The following is a 14,285-nucleotide window of genomic DNA, read 5'->3' as shown; positions in this document are numbered from 1 at the left end:
TCTGCGTCTATCAGTGTTTATCTGTGTGCATCTGTGTTCGATTTCAAAAACAATGATTTTGCTCATAGTTTTATTAATATTTCAAACCCGCTTCAACGGGTTTTTATATTTAGCTAATTAATAAAAATATGTGAATTTAAATACTTATTAAAATCAATAAAATGTTCTCGTGAGCATATTTTCTAAAAACCTATTCAAGAGATATGCCACCTGACAGATTGCATTAATTTGAGGTCTCTTTAACATGAGTAGGAGGACAAAAAAATTTCACTTCTACTCAAATTTTACGTGTCTCATTCCCTGCAAAAAAATACTTAGAAATTGACATCTAGAATATTTGTTCATGAGATTAAGAACAAATACTCTCTTTTTTCACAAAGGATATCTAAATTTATGAACCTCACAAATAAAACCATCCTGATCACAGGAATAGGTGGATTTATTGGCTTGCGAACTACAGAACTCGCGATCGCACGAGGAATGCATGTTAGAGGAATAGAAAATGATCCTGATAACGCCAAAATAGCCGAGAGTCTAGGCGCAACAGTGATTGTTGGTAGCATCTGTGATCCGGTTGTCGCACAGGAGGCTTGTCAAGGAGTAGATATTATTCTGCATACAGCCGCCCTTGTCAAAGAAGGAGGATCGCTCGAGGAGTTTCGTAATGTCAATGTTGGTGGTACTCTTAATATAGCCAGAGCAGCCATAAACGCTGGTGTCAAGACTTTTGTCCATCTTTCAAGCGTCATAGTATATGGCTTCACCTATGCCAATCAAATTACAGAAGAAGGGCCACTCCGCAGCGAAAATAATCCTTATTCTTTGACGAAAATAGAAAGTGAAGCAGAAATCTTGAAGCTGAACGCACCACCAGATTTTGGGGTGATCATTATCAGACCGACGGCTGTTTATGGGCCAAGAAGCAACCCTTGGGTTGTCCGTCCCCTTTCACTAATGCGCCAAAAAAGATTTGTCATACCAGATGCTGGAGGGGGAGTTATGAATCATTTATATATAGATAATTTAATCGACGGAATCTTCCTTGCTATAGAAAAAGAGGCGTACGGAGATGCTTTCAATATTTCTGATGGACAGGAAACTTCTTGGAAAGAATACTACACACGTTTGGCTAAAGCTGGAAATGTACCCCCGCCATTGTCTCTACCAGCACCAATTGTCAAATCTCTAATTCGCTTAGAGTGGTTAAGAATGAGAATTTTGGGTAAACAACCTGTTATTTTTCCAGCAGCTGTAGATTTTTCCACCAGTCCTCATGCTTACTCCATCAAAAAAGCACAAACCCAGCTAGGATATGAACCGAAAATAACACTAGAAGAAGGTATGGAATCTATACGGGAATGGCTAGAAGACACGGATAACCAGACCTCAAATAACTAAAAGGAAATATAGCATTCCTAAATCATTCGTAAAAGACAAGATCCCTGACTTCTGATGAGAAGTCGGGGATCTGGGTCTTAATAACTGATAACTGTTCACTGATCACTGTTCACTGATTTATCAACGGTGTCACTCTTGCCACCCCAATGGGGGTTCAACAATCGTTTGTTCTGCCTTCCCAGCACTAACGCCGGGTTTGTCAACTATCTTCACCGTGCTGGCTTGGGGTCCTTCTTCACCGAGTTCCACAAAGCAATGCACACCCGTACCAATTTCTAAACGGTCAAAGTCATCATGAAGTACACTATTACGGTGGAAGTAGACTTCCTCACCATCCAAGGTTTTGAGGAAGCCGTAACCCTGTTCTGGAAATAACTTGATGACAAGTGCCGTTGTTTGTTGGGCGCTATCGTTGGTTCTGGATTTATCACTTTCACGCTGTTGCCTAGCGAGTTCTCGCAACTGGCGAGTAGCTGCATGAAAAGCATCTCGAATTACCGACTCCAAAGGTGGATACTGGTTAACATCTGGTGGATTGCTTTCCGCTACAAGTTCATGACCGGGGGGTACTGTCATATCAATTCGCACTCGGTACGGCGATCCAGAACGGGGGCGATCGTGAATTTTTTCAATTACGATGTGACAGCTACTGATGTAATCACAAACTTGTTCCAGCTTGCCTATTTTTTCATTAACTAGAGCATCAAGAGCATCTGTTTTATCTACGTTGCGATAAGTAATTTCTGGTGGAACCTTCATATCGGATTTTACAAATGTACTGTTTCAGAAAGCGATTAGTAGTTAAATGCATGAGTGTCTTCACCGATCCTAGAAAGCCCAAAATTGCCTTACCTCTGGCTAATGGAAGGTGATGTTAAATTTAGGGATCTGCTCAATGAAAGAGTTAATTTGACCTTTTTTCCATACTTTCCTTAGTTGTGGCAAGAGTTCCCAATTTTACCAATACCTGAACATGTGCTGAAGAGTTGACATTTAAGCAATTGCTTATATATTATAGAAATAGTTAAGCGTTTGCTTAAATATATGGTTAATCTGAATGAGTAGACCTGCTGCTAGTGCCGATGTATTTGTGGCGATCGCAGATCCCACACGCAGGGCGCTATTGGATCTGTTACGTACTGGCGAGCAACCAGTAAAACAACTGGCTGAGCCATTTGCGATGAGCTTGCCAGCCATTTCTCAGCACTTGCAGGTTCTTTGCGAAGCAGGCTTAGTACAAATGCGAAAAGCAGGGCGACAGCGCCTGTATCGGCTGAACCCGGAGCCACTGAAGCAGATATCTGACTGGATCGCTACTTACGAGCAGTTCTGGCAAGAAAAACTAGATGCCCTTGGCAACTATTTGGAGGAAAATCAATGCTCCGAGACTTGAAAAAGGAAGTTTTCTATCCCTATCCTCCCCAACGAGTTTGGCAGGTACTCACCAACCGCCACACTCTTGCTGCATGGCTGATGGAAAACGACTTTGAGCCACGTGTGGGACATAAATTTCGATTTCTGTACCCATCACTAGCAGGACTAGGTGAAAGCATTGATTGTGAGGTGATTGAACTCGATGAACCAAAGCGCCTTTCCTTCACTTGGCAGGATAGTATGATGCATCGGCCTTCAATTGTGATTTGGACATTAAAACCTGTAGATGGAGGTACTCAACTGCAACTTGAGCATAAAGGATTGAGCCAAGAACCTAACCAGACGCGCCATGGCGCGTCTGGTCATGAACAAATGGGCCTTTCTCAACCTTGGCAAGGTCGTTTTATGCATGAGTCTACAGCAGGAACTACTCACACTACCGTGTTATCGCCTATACCTGTTGGCAGGTATGAAGCATTTGATAGTGTAATTCTCAGTTCCTTTCTCAATGGTGGGTGGGACTATAGGCTAAATGAAACAATGCCAAAGGTCTTAGTTAGTCTTGTTAGTAACAATAAATAGCAGATTTACTGAAAGAGAAAAATGAACGACGCCAGCAAACAACTGCTTGCTTTGGCGCGCAGCAACGCAGTTAGCTACCTAGTTAATCCGAAAGTTAGGGCTATTGGTATCGCTGGTTCTGTTGCTCGTGGACAAGCTGATACCTACTCAGATATTGACATGAGCATTTATTACTGGGAACTACCATCTGATGAAGAACTGAAAGCAGCGTATGAATACAACCAGGGGTCAGATTATAGACTTCATGCTAGCGATCGCCAAGCAGGATACATTGTCGAACAATACTTTGTTCAAGGCGTCAAGTGTGATTTTGGTCATATCACCATCGAGTTGGTGATCGCTCCTAAAAATCTCTCATTTCGTCTCAAGCAGATTTTTTGTGAAGAACCTCAGTTAGCGGTTAACCAGCTGGGTGAATTGATAGAGGAAACATTTGCCCTAGTGGAAAAGCATATGCCAGAGGTGGATACAACAGAAGCTTGGCAGTATTACAAACTCTGGTCAGATAAATTTCATACTTAGGAAATCAAATATGGTCGAACAAAATTTTATTGATACAAACAATAAACACTGGCTATAAGTTGAGCAATTTCCGGGAACACAAATACTGCCACTAGCAGTAATACTCTTCCTCCGCGTTCTCTGTGTTCTCTGTGGTTTATTAAAAATCAAATCTTACCTTTTGGAGATAGTAGCTATGAAATCTTCTTCTCAAATCGGCTTTGCAACTATTATTCAACCATCTCAACAAGGAGAAATGCCGCTTGATATTTATTCCCGATTGTTGGCAGAAAGAATTATCTTTATACGTGGGGAATTAACAGAAGAAATAGCGAATTTAATCGTGGCACAAATGCTATTTCTTGATGCGAAAGACCCAGAGCAAGATATTACATTGTATATCAATAGTTCTGGAGGTTCCTTAACAGCAGCCTTGGCTATATATGACACTATGACTCAGCTGCGTACAGACATGTGTACTGTATGCATTGGTACTGCGGCTGCTACAGCAGCATTCTTGCTTTCTTCTGGTACTAAAGGAAAAAGACATGCTCTTCCAAACGCGCGAATTACAATTCGCCAACCATCAGGAAGCACCGAGGGAAAAGCAACTGAAATTGAGGTAGCAGCTAGAGAAATTGTGTATCTCAGAGAAACTATGAATAGGATAATAGCTGCTAACACTGGTCAACCGGAAGAGAGAATTAAACTCGATTCTGAAAGAGATTTTGTTATGAGTGCTGAAGAAGCAAAAGCCTACGGTTTAGTTGACAACATCATCCAAAAAACACCTGCTTCTTCCCACTAACAAATTTTAATACTGCCAGCACTTTAAATGTAAGTTTTGACCTGCTACGGCAACTGCACCAACATAATTACTAGCAGGTAATAGTTCAATTAAACTCCACTTTTCGTCAGTCATTAGTTTTGCTGGTTGTTCTGGAGTTAAAGAAATCTCTACTTTTTCTAATTGAACTAGTCCTACTCCTATTGCTTTTAAATAAGCTTCTTTACAAGTCCAGTAGCGGAAAAATACTTGCTTTTGTTGTTCTGGGGGAAGCGATCGCACCACTGCATATTCTCTGGGTGCAAAGAACCTTTCGGCAAGGGCTTCGACATCACTCACTGACCGCATGTGTTCTATATCTATACCAACCTGACGGTTACTACTGACAGCACATAAAGCCAAATCCTGAGAATGGGACAAGTTAAACGACAGACTACTATAACTGTATGTATCAGCTAATACTGGTTTTCCCCGAGGTTCATATGTAAATTGTACCGCTTGCGGTTCCACACCCAAGTAACGACCCAAGATGGTGCGGAGGATACCCCGACCTGTAATAAAACGCTGTCGATGTTGCTCAAAGTAAAACCTTTGAGCGCGAGCAATTTCATCACTCGAGAGGGTTGTTTGTAAAGCTTGCAATTCTGGTGCTGGTCGCGCCAGTTCAATTCGCCAGATATGCATTTCATCAGGCAACAAGGTTAAATTGGTTGGTGCGGTTAACCACAAATGATTAGTCTCAGACCCCATCTTAATACCCTAACAGGATTTTGGATTGGGAAACCAGAGGTTGAGTATAAGTTCTGTAAATTTATCGATCACCATCATTTTTCCAATAGTGGATGAAATTGCGGGTTGGTTGCTTTGTTGCCGATACCATTCTAATGCGATTGGCTCAATCTGTTTAATCCACTCGTTTTTGCTGTCATTGGTTGACGTGCAAAGCAAAAGCTACTTCACTTTGTGCTTTTCTACTTTCATGTTTGTACAATGGCGCAGCACCTCTTCAATCATCGCCGCCACCTCGCTGAAGGAACAAGTTTTGAGTTGGGAGTAAATGCATAGCTTGCTATAAACTATTAACGTAAGTTGCTAGTTATAGGGATGTATTCTGAGTTCTAACAACTGAGTTCTTTTTAACAATCAGTACTTGGAATGACATTTGCACTTGGCATGATTGAAGTTTATGGCGTTCCCGCTGCACTAGAAGCGGGAGACGCCATGTGTAAAGCAGCCCGCGTCACTCTTGTCGGGTATGAAAATACTGATTTGGGACGCATTACCGTGCTGATCCGGGGTAATGTGGGAGAGGTGAATGTCGCTGTAGCAGCAGGATTAGAGGCGGTATCGCGAGTTAATGGCGGCCAAGTACTTTCTTATCACATTATCCCCCGTCCCCATGAAAATTTAGAATATGCTTTACCAATTCATCGCAGCACCAATGTTGAGCATTTCAGTGCGGATATTTGCTTTCCTCCACCCCTATCGGCGTAAGGAGAGGACAGGGTAGAACAATAAGGATTGGTGATTTTTAGTATGTCATATGAAACCACCCGGGGTTTTACAGATAAATCATTGGTTTAGCCAAGATACCACTTGATTGGTTTGTAGTAAGCACCAAGCGTGCTTGAAGATTTGAGGACTAAAGTCCACCCTAAGGGAAGCCGCTCTTAAGAGCGTCTACACTACAAACGCATTTACTCAGTAAACAAAACTATCAATAATATTACTGAACTCACTAAGATAAATACGAGTGTAAAATTTTTTTAGATTCTGCGAATTTCACTGATGATTTATTCCAAGCTTTTTAAGGAGCGTTACTTTGCTCAGCTAGTAGCGCTGTTGTTACTGCTACTCATATTGGTAATAGGGGCAGTTCCTGGATACCTCAAGGGAAACTGGCAATGGCAACAACCCGCACCTATCACTAATCTGAAAAAGTTGAAACAGATACGTCAGACAGGATTAGCTATTCCTGGTTGGCAAACAATTGAACAAACAGAACAACCGATTGGCGAACAAAAATGGTCTTTGCAGATACTTAAAAAACAAGATAACAATAAAGAAGCTGTGTTACTGTTATTACCACAGAATGGCCCAAGAAAGCAGCCACAAGTAGAATGGACAGAGATTAATAGTTGGGGTCGGTCACGCTGGGGACAGTGGAATATTGCTCAAAACCGCTTAGTGGAATTTACTGTCAAGCAACCGCCAGCAAAGGTAAAAGCTGTGTTTTTTCGCGCTGCTACAACAGAACAAACTTTTGCTGTTCTGCAATGGTACGCTTGGCGCTATGGTGGCAATCCCTCAACTTTACAGTGGTTGTTAGCAGATCAGCTAGCCCAATTACAAAAGCAACGTGCTGCCTGGATTGCTGTTAGTATCCTTTTACCGATGGAACCCTTGGGAAAAATTGATACACTTTGGTCTGAGGTCAGGTCTATTGGTGAAACAGTACAGGCTACTTTAATGACAAGTGTTTTATGAATGAGGCCTAATGTGAATTAATACTATGGCAATAATCCTTTTTAAATAAAATACATTACACATACAATTACGTATATCTTAAGTTAAAATAGCCGCTTGCAGCTTTGCAGCCAGACAATGGCTACACAGCTTCAATTTAATTGTTGATAATTTCTACTGTTTATATGCGTGCATTCAGCACATTGTACTTATTTAGTTTTCAAGTCAGTATTTTTTTAGCAACACCTGCAATGCCTGTTGTTGCTCAAGCGCCACCTCCTGCTTCCGCGACAGATATTGAATTTAATCAGTTGGGTGTTGGTAGCAATGAAATATCACCTCAACTGAATCGCTATATTTTGGGTTCGGGAGATATCATCACTCTTCAAGTTCAACGTCCTCCTGGGCCGTACCGTTTAGGGCCAGGAGATGTAATTAGCGTTGCGATCGAGCGTTTTCCAGATTTAGGTTTTCAAGCTTCTGTCAATCCCGAAGGAAAGATTACTGTTCCTCTTTTAGGAACTGTATCACTACAAAATTTAACTTTAGCAGAGGCACAAAATAAGATTCGCTCGTTATTCAATACTTATGTTATCGATCCTATAGTGACTTTTTCGCTGGTGTCGCAGCGACCGGAGTTAAATGTTTCACTCGCAATCAATCCAGAAGGTAATGTTGTTTTACCTCAAGTTGGCACAGTATCTTTAAAAGGCTTGAGCTTAGAAGAAGCTCAAGAAAAAATCCGCTTATTACTCGATCGCATTACACCAGGTCAAGTTGTTGCTGTATCATTAGCATCACCTCGGACAGTACAAATAACTATTAGTGGTGAAGTACCAAGACCAGGAATTTATCCTATAAGTTCGCCAACGCCTCGTGTTGCTGATGCTCTCCTACTAGCAGGCGGTTCCACAATGATGGCAGACCTGCGACAAGTACAATTGCGGCGCAAGTTAATTGATGGTTCAATAATTACCCAAAATATAGACTTGTATAGTCCTTTACTCAATGGTGAGGCCGCACCTAACATCCGCTTGCAAGATGGAGATGCGATCGTTGTCATGCGTCGCGACTTTGCTAATGATGACAATTATGATCGCAATCTTATAGCTCGTTCTTCTTTAGCTCAACCCCAGATTCGAGTCCGGGTGTTAAACTATGCCACCGGGGGACTAGTAACGCAAACATTGCCGAATGGTAGTAATTTTGTTGATGTTTTGTCAGGAGTCAACCCTAATTTTACCAATATCCGGGACATTGCCCTGGTTCGCTTTGACCCAGAACAAGGTAAAGCCATCACTCAGAGATTAAACGGCAAAAAGGCCCTGGCCGGAGATGCGACTCAAAACGTGCCACTTCAAGATAATGATGTTATCGTTATTGGTCGAAACCTGATTGGTAAACTTACTAACCTCATAAATACTCTTACTCAACCCTTCTTCAGTATTCAAAATTTTCTCAACTTCTTTGAGACTTTTGGTAGTAGCAGTGGAGGGAAGTAGAGGTGGAGATGGGGAGATGGGGAGATGGGGAGATGGGGAGGTGGGGAGATGGGGAGGTGGGGAGATGGGGAGTGTGAGGGGTGTGAGGAGTAGTAAACCACTAACTACTAACCACTGTACAGACGTGCCATGGCACGTCTGTACAACCACTAACTACTAACCACCAACCAACAACCACCAAACAACAACCAACAACCAACAACCAACCAACATAGTCATGACGCCACCGATTGTTAAACGCTACCTAATAGCTTTTGAAAAGTATAAATGGATGGGCTTAGCCAGTTTCACTTTGGTTGTAGTCGGTTCAACGGTGGTGGCTATGCAACCAGAACCACCCGCCAGTTACATTGCAGAAGCCGCACTCACCTACTCTAGTCCTCCGGTTTTATTTTCTGTGACTGGGGGTGAAATTCAACAGCAAGGTCAAGAATTAACTCAAGAAACTTTGCTATCAGACCAAATCATTGAAGTTGTGGCGGCAAAAGTCAATGTCAAACCCAAACAAATTGGTCAAAATGTGGCTCTGAGTGTGCCTGAAAAAAGCAAGACAGGAGAGGAACCAGCATCCACACTTATTGAAATTAAATATAAAGATTCTAATGAAAAGCGTGCTAAGGAAATAGTGCAGTTATTGATGGAAGCCATGATTAAGTTGAGTGGCGAAATCAATACCAGACGATTAAATGCAATTATCAAGAAAATCAACGAACGCTCTCCCGAGATAAAACAAGATTTACAATTAGCAGAGAAGAAATTAGAACAATACGATCGCATCGAAGGCCCAGCATTACTTGCTGCGGAAAATGGCAGTTTGCTGACTGCAATTACCAGTAGTCAAAGTCAACAACGACAAATTCAATTGACGCTTTCTGGAGTAGATGCCCAAATTCGCAGTTTACAGAAAAAGTTGGGGTTGAATGGTAACGAAGCTTATATCTCTTCAGCTTTAAGTGCTGACCCTATTATTGCTAACTTGCGATCGCAAATCTATCAAGTCGAAAGCCAAATGGGAGTCCTCGCCAAACAAGGCGCACGTCCGGAATTACCCCAAATGGTACAATTGCAGCGTCAAAAAGATGCTTATGAGCAATTATTACAACAACGAGCTATTGAAGTAGTCGGTGGTGGGGGTGCGGCTGCTCCTCTGGCTGGTTCAGTTATAGATATTCGTTCCCAAAGTAACTTAGACCCCGCTCGTCAACAACTTGCCAACCAGTTAGTAGCTTTACAAACTCAATACGAGACATTGCGACAACAGCTAGTTTCCTTGACGCAAGACGAAGAACGATTACGGCAAATGTACGCTTTGATACCTAACAAGCAACTAGAGCGATCGCGTTTAGAACAAGAGGTATTACTTCAGAAAGGCATCTACGACAAAATGCAGGCAAAGCTGATTGATGCTCAAGCAGCAGAAGCAGAAACCGTCAGTAGCCTCAGTGTAGCAAAAATACCTGTAGTTATTGCTGATGTTAAACCTCCTAAGAGTGTGCCAACTACCCTTGCAGTTGGTGGTTTTTTGGGATTAATAGTTGGTGGTGGGGTGATATTTTTATTAGGCTCCCTAGAAGGTACTTTCAAAACCAAAGAAGATATCCGCAACAGTCTTAAACAGCGAGAAGTCGCCTTATTGGGAGAGTTGCCTTTAATGCCAGTAGAGGATTTGTCCACAGACGAAGTGCCAACAATACTTTCTGTATATTCCCCGTATTTGGAGTACTACGAAAAGTTTCGGAGTAATCTACGTCGCCTGGGTGGCAAAAATTTAAAGGTAATATTAATTACTAGTGTAAGTAGCAGCGAAGGTAAAACTGTGAGTGCTTATAACCTGGGCATAGCTTCCGCTCGGGCTGGCAAACGTACCTTAATTATTGAAACAGATTTGCGATCGCCTTCTCGCAGTACATCGCTAAAAGTGACGATTGACCCCAATGCTAATATAGAACCCCTGCGTTATTACGGTAGTTTGAGTGAGTGTATCCGCTTGGTTCCTGATGTAGAAAATTTATACGTAGTTCCTAGTGCTGGCCCAGTAGAGCAGCCTGCTGCTATCCTTGAATCTAGTGAATTGCGCCGCTTAATCGAAGATGCCCGCGAACGTTATGATTTAGTAATTATAGATACTAATCCTATTAGTTTATCCAACGATGCCTTATTAATCCAGCCTTATAGTGATGGCATCATTCTAGTCACCCGACCACACTATACACAGGAAAACATGCTCTGTGAAGTTGTAGATGAATTGGTTGAATCAGAATTAGGGTTAGTAGGAGCGATTATCAATGGTGCTGATATCTCTGTTCCTCAGCTTGTAGAATCAGTCTCTGCATCTGGGGAAGAATCAGGAGAAAAAGCAGAGGTGTCTGCTGGGACTGTGCAAAATTAACTGGCGTTTTTAAACGCAGAGGATCCCAAAGGAAGGCGCAAAGGGCCGCAGAGTTTTGCTACAGGAATTTCGCTATGAATTAATACAATTTTGTACTAAGTTACAGCCTGATGTGAATTGAATAGAGATGGGATGAACAAGCGCGTCTGGTACAAAAATCATTTTTTGAGAAATCGACCACCGATACACACAGATGAACACAGATGACACAGATGGATTTTCTCTGTGTGTATCCATGTGCATCTCATCTGTATACCCTCCGGGAAGCCGATGAGCGTGTCTAAGATAACTACCATCCCTGCAACCTTACCACAATCTTGCTAAACATCGGTGTTCATCTGTGTTCATCTGTGTTCGATTTCTAAAACATAAATTTTGTCACAGCATAAATTCATAATTAGAGAAAACAGCAGCTTGACCACAATACCGATCATTCTCATCCAATAAATTCCAAAGAATACCATCTTTAATATAAAAACGTTTACCAGTGCTGCTAATCCGAACACCAGAATAATTGCTAAAGCCTTTGCTTGTCGTTTCCGCTAACAATCGACTACGTTCCTCTTGTACAACCTCTTCAGTAGTTTTCCGTGAAGGCATTCTAGTAAAATCGTGCCACGAAAGTTCCCATAGTTCCAAGGCTTTGCGATTACCATAGTTAAAAATTGGGTCTGGTTCAGTACCGTGAGAAACTAAAACAAAAGGCGCTGCAAACAGTGCTTGGGCTATTTCTTGTGCAGAACCATTAACATCTAGTAAAGAACGTCCTGTCCAATACTCAAAACTACGTAATAGACGTAAGCTGTGGCAAATCACAGTTTCTTGCTGCCAAGGAAGTTGGATGTTATTGGTCATAGATATTACAGTTGCACAATTGCCTGATTATTTCGCAATTTATATATAGATAGTAATACGGCTACTTAACCCTAGCTTCTAGTTCCTCACTCTTATCCCCTAAATATGAATCCAACTATATTTCATCTTGCTTTTCCTGTTTCTGATATTGCCCAAGCAAAAGCATACTACGTTAATGGTTTAGGCTGTATTCCTGGTCGAGAAAATCGCCATGCTCTCATTCTCAATCTTTACGGTCATCAATTGGTGGCTCATGTTACCAAGGAACCCCTCACACCCCAACGTGGTATTTATCCGAGACATTTCGGATTAATTTTTACCTCGGAAGACGATTGGCAATATTTACTGTTGAGAGCGCAACAGTATCAGCTACCGTTTAGAGAAGAAGCTAAACATCGTTTTGTTGGTACTCCCCTGGAACATTCCACTTTCTTTTTAGAAGATCCGTTTTATAACTTAATGGAATTTAAGTATTACCGTGATTATGAAGCGATTTTTGGGAATGCGGAGTATCAACAAATTGGCGATCGCACCTAGAAAACCAGTTGAGTATTCATAAATTCCTAGTAGGGAAAGACAAAGAAGAGAGGGAAGACAAGGGAGAAAAATTGCTTTCTTGTCCTCCTCTGTTAATAACAGTTATCTTTTGACAACCTAGTTGAGGTGGAACTTTCAGTCCAATGCCTCAATTTACACCAGTAGCGATCGCATTCAAGAAACAGTGTTGTTATATTCGAGTAATTACGCTCGACAAATCCATGCATCCAAAGTACTGAAAGACTTTGGTGCTAGTGCCGAGGCGATGTTAGATAGTGGTGGTAGTACTGGAATAATTGTAGATGGCAAACCTTTGATTTCTACGAATCGTCCCATACCTCATGTGATCGCAGTCTATGCTGGCAAGTAAAGTAGTTGCTGTTTGGGCGATCGCATTTCTATTAAACTAAAAAATGACCGTCAAACCATCAGACTCCCATGCAGCTACTGAAAACAACCGACCAAAATTTTTCCACCCAATTCCAAGCATTTGTCAACGAACGCAGGGAAGCAACGGTTGATGTCAGTGGCACTGTCAGAGAAATCATTGCTGATGTCAAAGCGCGTGGTGATGCAGCAGTTAAGGAATATACTACTCGTTTTGACCGCTACAGCCCTGAGTCTTTTCGTCTGAGTGATACTTTTGTTACTCAGCAAGCTGCCAAATGTCTCCAGGAAGTCAGGGCGGCGTTGGAAGTTGCTGCTGAGAGAATTACTGCTTTTCATCAAAAACAGCTACCACAAAATATAGCTTACACCGATGAAGTTGGGGTGAAACTAGGCTTAAATTGGGTAGCTTTAACAACAGTTGGAATTTACGTACCTGGGGGAAGGGCAAGTTATCCAAGTTCGCTGCTGATGAATGCACTGCCTGCTAAAATAGCTGGCGTGGAGAGAATTGTGATGACAGTGCCAATGCCTGGCGGCGAAATTAATCCAGCAGTATTGGCGGCGGCTCAAGTAGCAGGTGTTACAGAAATATATAGTATTGGTGGAGCGCAGGCAATCGCAGCTCTCGCTTATGGTACAGAAAGCCTTGCCCCTGTTGATAAAATTGTCGGGCCTGGCAATGCCTACGTTGCAGAAGCAAAACGTCAGGTATTCGGCAGAGTTGGTATTGACAGTATTGCTGGCCCATCTGAAATTTTGGTAGTAGCAGATGATCAGAATCATCCAGAATGGATTGCTTGGGATTTGCTATCACAAGCAGAACACGACCCTAGCGCTCAATCTATATTAATTACTGACTCAGAAACTTTTGCCCAAGCTGTAATAACGGCGGTTGAACAAATTCTTAAAACCCTATCTACTCAATCTGTTGCTAGTAAAAGTTGGGAAAATCATGGTGCGGTGATTGTTGTCAGTGATTTAGCCGAAAGCATTCCTCTACTGAATCAATTAGCACCAGAACATGTGGAATTATGCGTAGATGAACCACAACAGCTTGCCGACCAGATTCGCTGTGCTGGTAGCATGTTTTTAGGACGCCATACTCCAGAGGCGATTGGTGATTACGTCGGTGGCCCCAATCACGTCTTACCAACAGCACGTTCAGCCCGCTTTGCTTCTGGCTTGAGTGTCTACGATTTTATGAAGCGGATTACTTTTTTGCAATGCGATGAACAAGCATTACAAACCATAGGCAAAGCAGCAATTAGCCTCGCCCAAGCCGAAGGTTTACCAGCCCATGCAGGTAGTGTGGCGGTAAGGTTAGGTTGAAGGGTTAGTGGTTGTACCAGACGTGCCATGGCACGTCTGTACAGTGGTTAGTGGTTAGTTGTTAGTGGTTAGTTGTTAGTTGTTACCTATTCTTTAAACTACTTACTCCCCATCTCCCCACCTCCCCACTGCCCCTAATCCCCACTCCCTTGGGGGAGTGGGGGCCGGTGAGTTC

General features: G+C 42.3%; 16 protein-coding genes. 13 read left to right on the top strand and 3 right to left on the bottom strand.

From position 1 onward, the window contains the following. The first annotated feature begins 393 nt into the window (after positions 1 to 393). On the top strand, positions 394 to 1,398 hold the full coding sequence (locus UYI_RS0121515; RefSeq protein ID WP_016868745.1) for an NAD-dependent epimerase/dehydratase family protein: 1,005 nt from the start codon (positions 394 to 396) through the stop codon (positions 1,396 to 1,398). A gap of 129 nt (positions 1,399 to 1,527) precedes the next feature. Here the strand turns inward: UYI_RS0121515 and UYI_RS0121510 are convergent, their stop codons facing one another. Beyond that, complete coding sequence (locus UYI_RS0121510) at positions 1,528 to 2,157, bottom strand: HPF/RaiA family ribosome-associated protein (protein ID WP_016868744.1); 630 nt, start codon at positions 2,155 to 2,157, stop codon at positions 1,528 to 1,530. A 298-nt stretch (positions 2,158 to 2,455) separates the two neighbouring features. Between UYI_RS0121510 and UYI_RS0121505 the strand changes: the two genes are divergently transcribed. The 4 genes from UYI_RS0121505 (at position 2,456) to UYI_RS0121490 (ending at position 4,663) form a co-directional block, all read left to right on the top strand. Then, on the top strand, positions 2,456 to 2,791 hold the full coding sequence (locus UYI_RS0121505) for an ArsR/SmtB family transcription factor (RefSeq protein WP_016868743.1): 336 nt from the start codon (positions 2,456 to 2,458) through the stop codon (positions 2,789 to 2,791). Further along, entirely contained in the window at positions 2,776 to 3,354 is a 579-nt protein-coding gene (locus tag UYI_RS0121500) for an SRPBCC family protein (protein WP_016868742.1), read from the top strand. The genes UYI_RS0121505 and UYI_RS0121500 overlap by 16 nt, the downstream gene beginning before the upstream one ends. Before the next feature lie 21 nt (positions 3,355 to 3,375). After that, positions 3,376 to 3,876, top strand: a complete 501-nt coding sequence (locus UYI_RS0121495) for a nucleotidyltransferase domain-containing protein (RefSeq protein WP_016868741.1) — start codon at positions 3,376 to 3,378, stop codon at positions 3,874 to 3,876. Positions 3,877 to 4,051: 175 nt separating this feature from the next. Further along, on the top strand, positions 4,052 to 4,663 hold the full coding sequence (locus UYI_RS0121490) for an ATP-dependent Clp protease proteolytic subunit (RefSeq protein ID WP_016868740.1): 612 nt from the start codon (positions 4,052 to 4,054) through the stop codon (positions 4,661 to 4,663). A 6-nt stretch (positions 4,664 to 4,669) separates the two neighbouring features. Here the strand turns inward: UYI_RS0121490 and hetI are convergent, their stop codons facing one another. Further along, positions 4,670 to 5,392, bottom strand: a complete 723-nt coding sequence (gene hetI, locus UYI_RS0121485; RefSeq protein ID WP_016868739.1) for a 4'-phosphopantetheinyl transferase HetI — start codon at positions 5,390 to 5,392, stop codon at positions 4,670 to 4,672. Positions 5,393 to 5,797: 405 nt separating this feature from the next. Here hetI and UYI_RS0121480 point away from each other — a divergent pair, with 405 nt between their 5' ends. The 5 genes from UYI_RS0121480 to UYI_RS0121465 all read left to right on the top strand — a co-directional run bounded on the left by UYI_RS0121480 (position 5,798) and on the right by UYI_RS0121465 (position 10,999). Next, on the top strand, positions 5,798 to 6,136 hold the full coding sequence (locus UYI_RS0121480; RefSeq protein ID WP_016868738.1) for a carbon dioxide-concentrating mechanism protein CcmK: 339 nt from the start codon (positions 5,798 to 5,800) through the stop codon (positions 6,134 to 6,136). Between the two features lie 294 nt (positions 6,137 to 6,430). After that, a complete protein-coding gene (locus UYI_RS0121475) occupies positions 6,431 to 7,129 on the top strand; it encodes a cyanoexosortase B system-associated protein (RefSeq protein WP_016868737.1) in 699 nt (232 codons plus the stop codon). Positions 7,130 to 7,293: 164 nt separating this feature from the next. Continuing rightward, on the top strand, positions 7,294 to 8,610 hold the full coding sequence (locus tag UYI_RS0121470; protein WP_016868736.1) for a polysaccharide biosynthesis/export family protein: 1,317 nt from the start codon (positions 7,294 to 7,296) through the stop codon (positions 8,608 to 8,610). Next, positions 8,585 to 8,770, top strand: a complete 186-nt coding sequence (locus tag UYI_RS37050; protein WP_235147987.1) for a hypothetical protein — start codon at positions 8,585 to 8,587, stop codon at positions 8,768 to 8,770. The genes UYI_RS0121470 and UYI_RS37050 overlap by 26 nt, the downstream gene beginning before the upstream one ends. A gap of 57 nt (positions 8,771 to 8,827) precedes the next feature. Continuing rightward, complete coding sequence (locus tag UYI_RS0121465; protein WP_016868735.1) at positions 8,828 to 10,999, top strand: GumC family protein; 2,172 nt, start codon at positions 8,828 to 8,830, stop codon at positions 10,997 to 10,999. 378 nt (positions 11,000 to 11,377) lie between these two features. Here UYI_RS0121465 and UYI_RS0121460 read toward each other — a convergent pair whose 3' ends face one another. Continuing rightward, positions 11,378 to 11,854, bottom strand: a complete 477-nt coding sequence (locus UYI_RS0121460; protein ID WP_016868734.1) for an MEKHLA domain-containing protein — start codon at positions 11,852 to 11,854, stop codon at positions 11,378 to 11,380. Between the two features lie 105 nt (positions 11,855 to 11,959). Here UYI_RS0121460 and UYI_RS0121455 point away from each other — a divergent pair, with 105 nt between their 5' ends. The 3 genes from UYI_RS0121455 to hisD all read left to right on the top strand — a co-directional run bounded on the left by UYI_RS0121455 (position 11,960) and on the right by hisD (position 14,110). Then, positions 11,960 to 12,391: a VOC family protein gene (locus UYI_RS0121455; RefSeq protein WP_016868733.1), complete on the top strand. Its 432-nt coding sequence runs from the start codon at positions 11,960 to 11,962 to the stop codon at positions 12,389 to 12,391. 121 nt (positions 12,392 to 12,512) lie between these two features. Further along, on the top strand, positions 12,513 to 12,761 hold the full coding sequence (locus UYI_RS0121450; protein ID WP_016868732.1) for a hypothetical protein: 249 nt from the start codon (positions 12,513 to 12,515) through the stop codon (positions 12,759 to 12,761). 68 nt (positions 12,762 to 12,829) lie between these two features. Further along, complete coding sequence (hisD, locus tag UYI_RS0121445; protein WP_016868731.1) at positions 12,830 to 14,110, top strand: histidinol dehydrogenase; 1,281 nt, start codon at positions 12,830 to 12,832, stop codon at positions 14,108 to 14,110. Positions 14,111 to 14,285: the final 175 nt, after the last annotated feature.

Origin of the sequence: Fischerella muscicola PCC 7414 (genome assembly GCF_000317205.1) — a bacterium.
In the GTDB taxonomy this organism is placed as follows: domain Bacteria; phylum Cyanobacteriota; class Cyanobacteriia; order Cyanobacteriales; family Nostocaceae; genus Fischerella; species Fischerella muscicola.
This window is presented reverse-complemented; position numbering and strand designations above follow the sequence as displayed.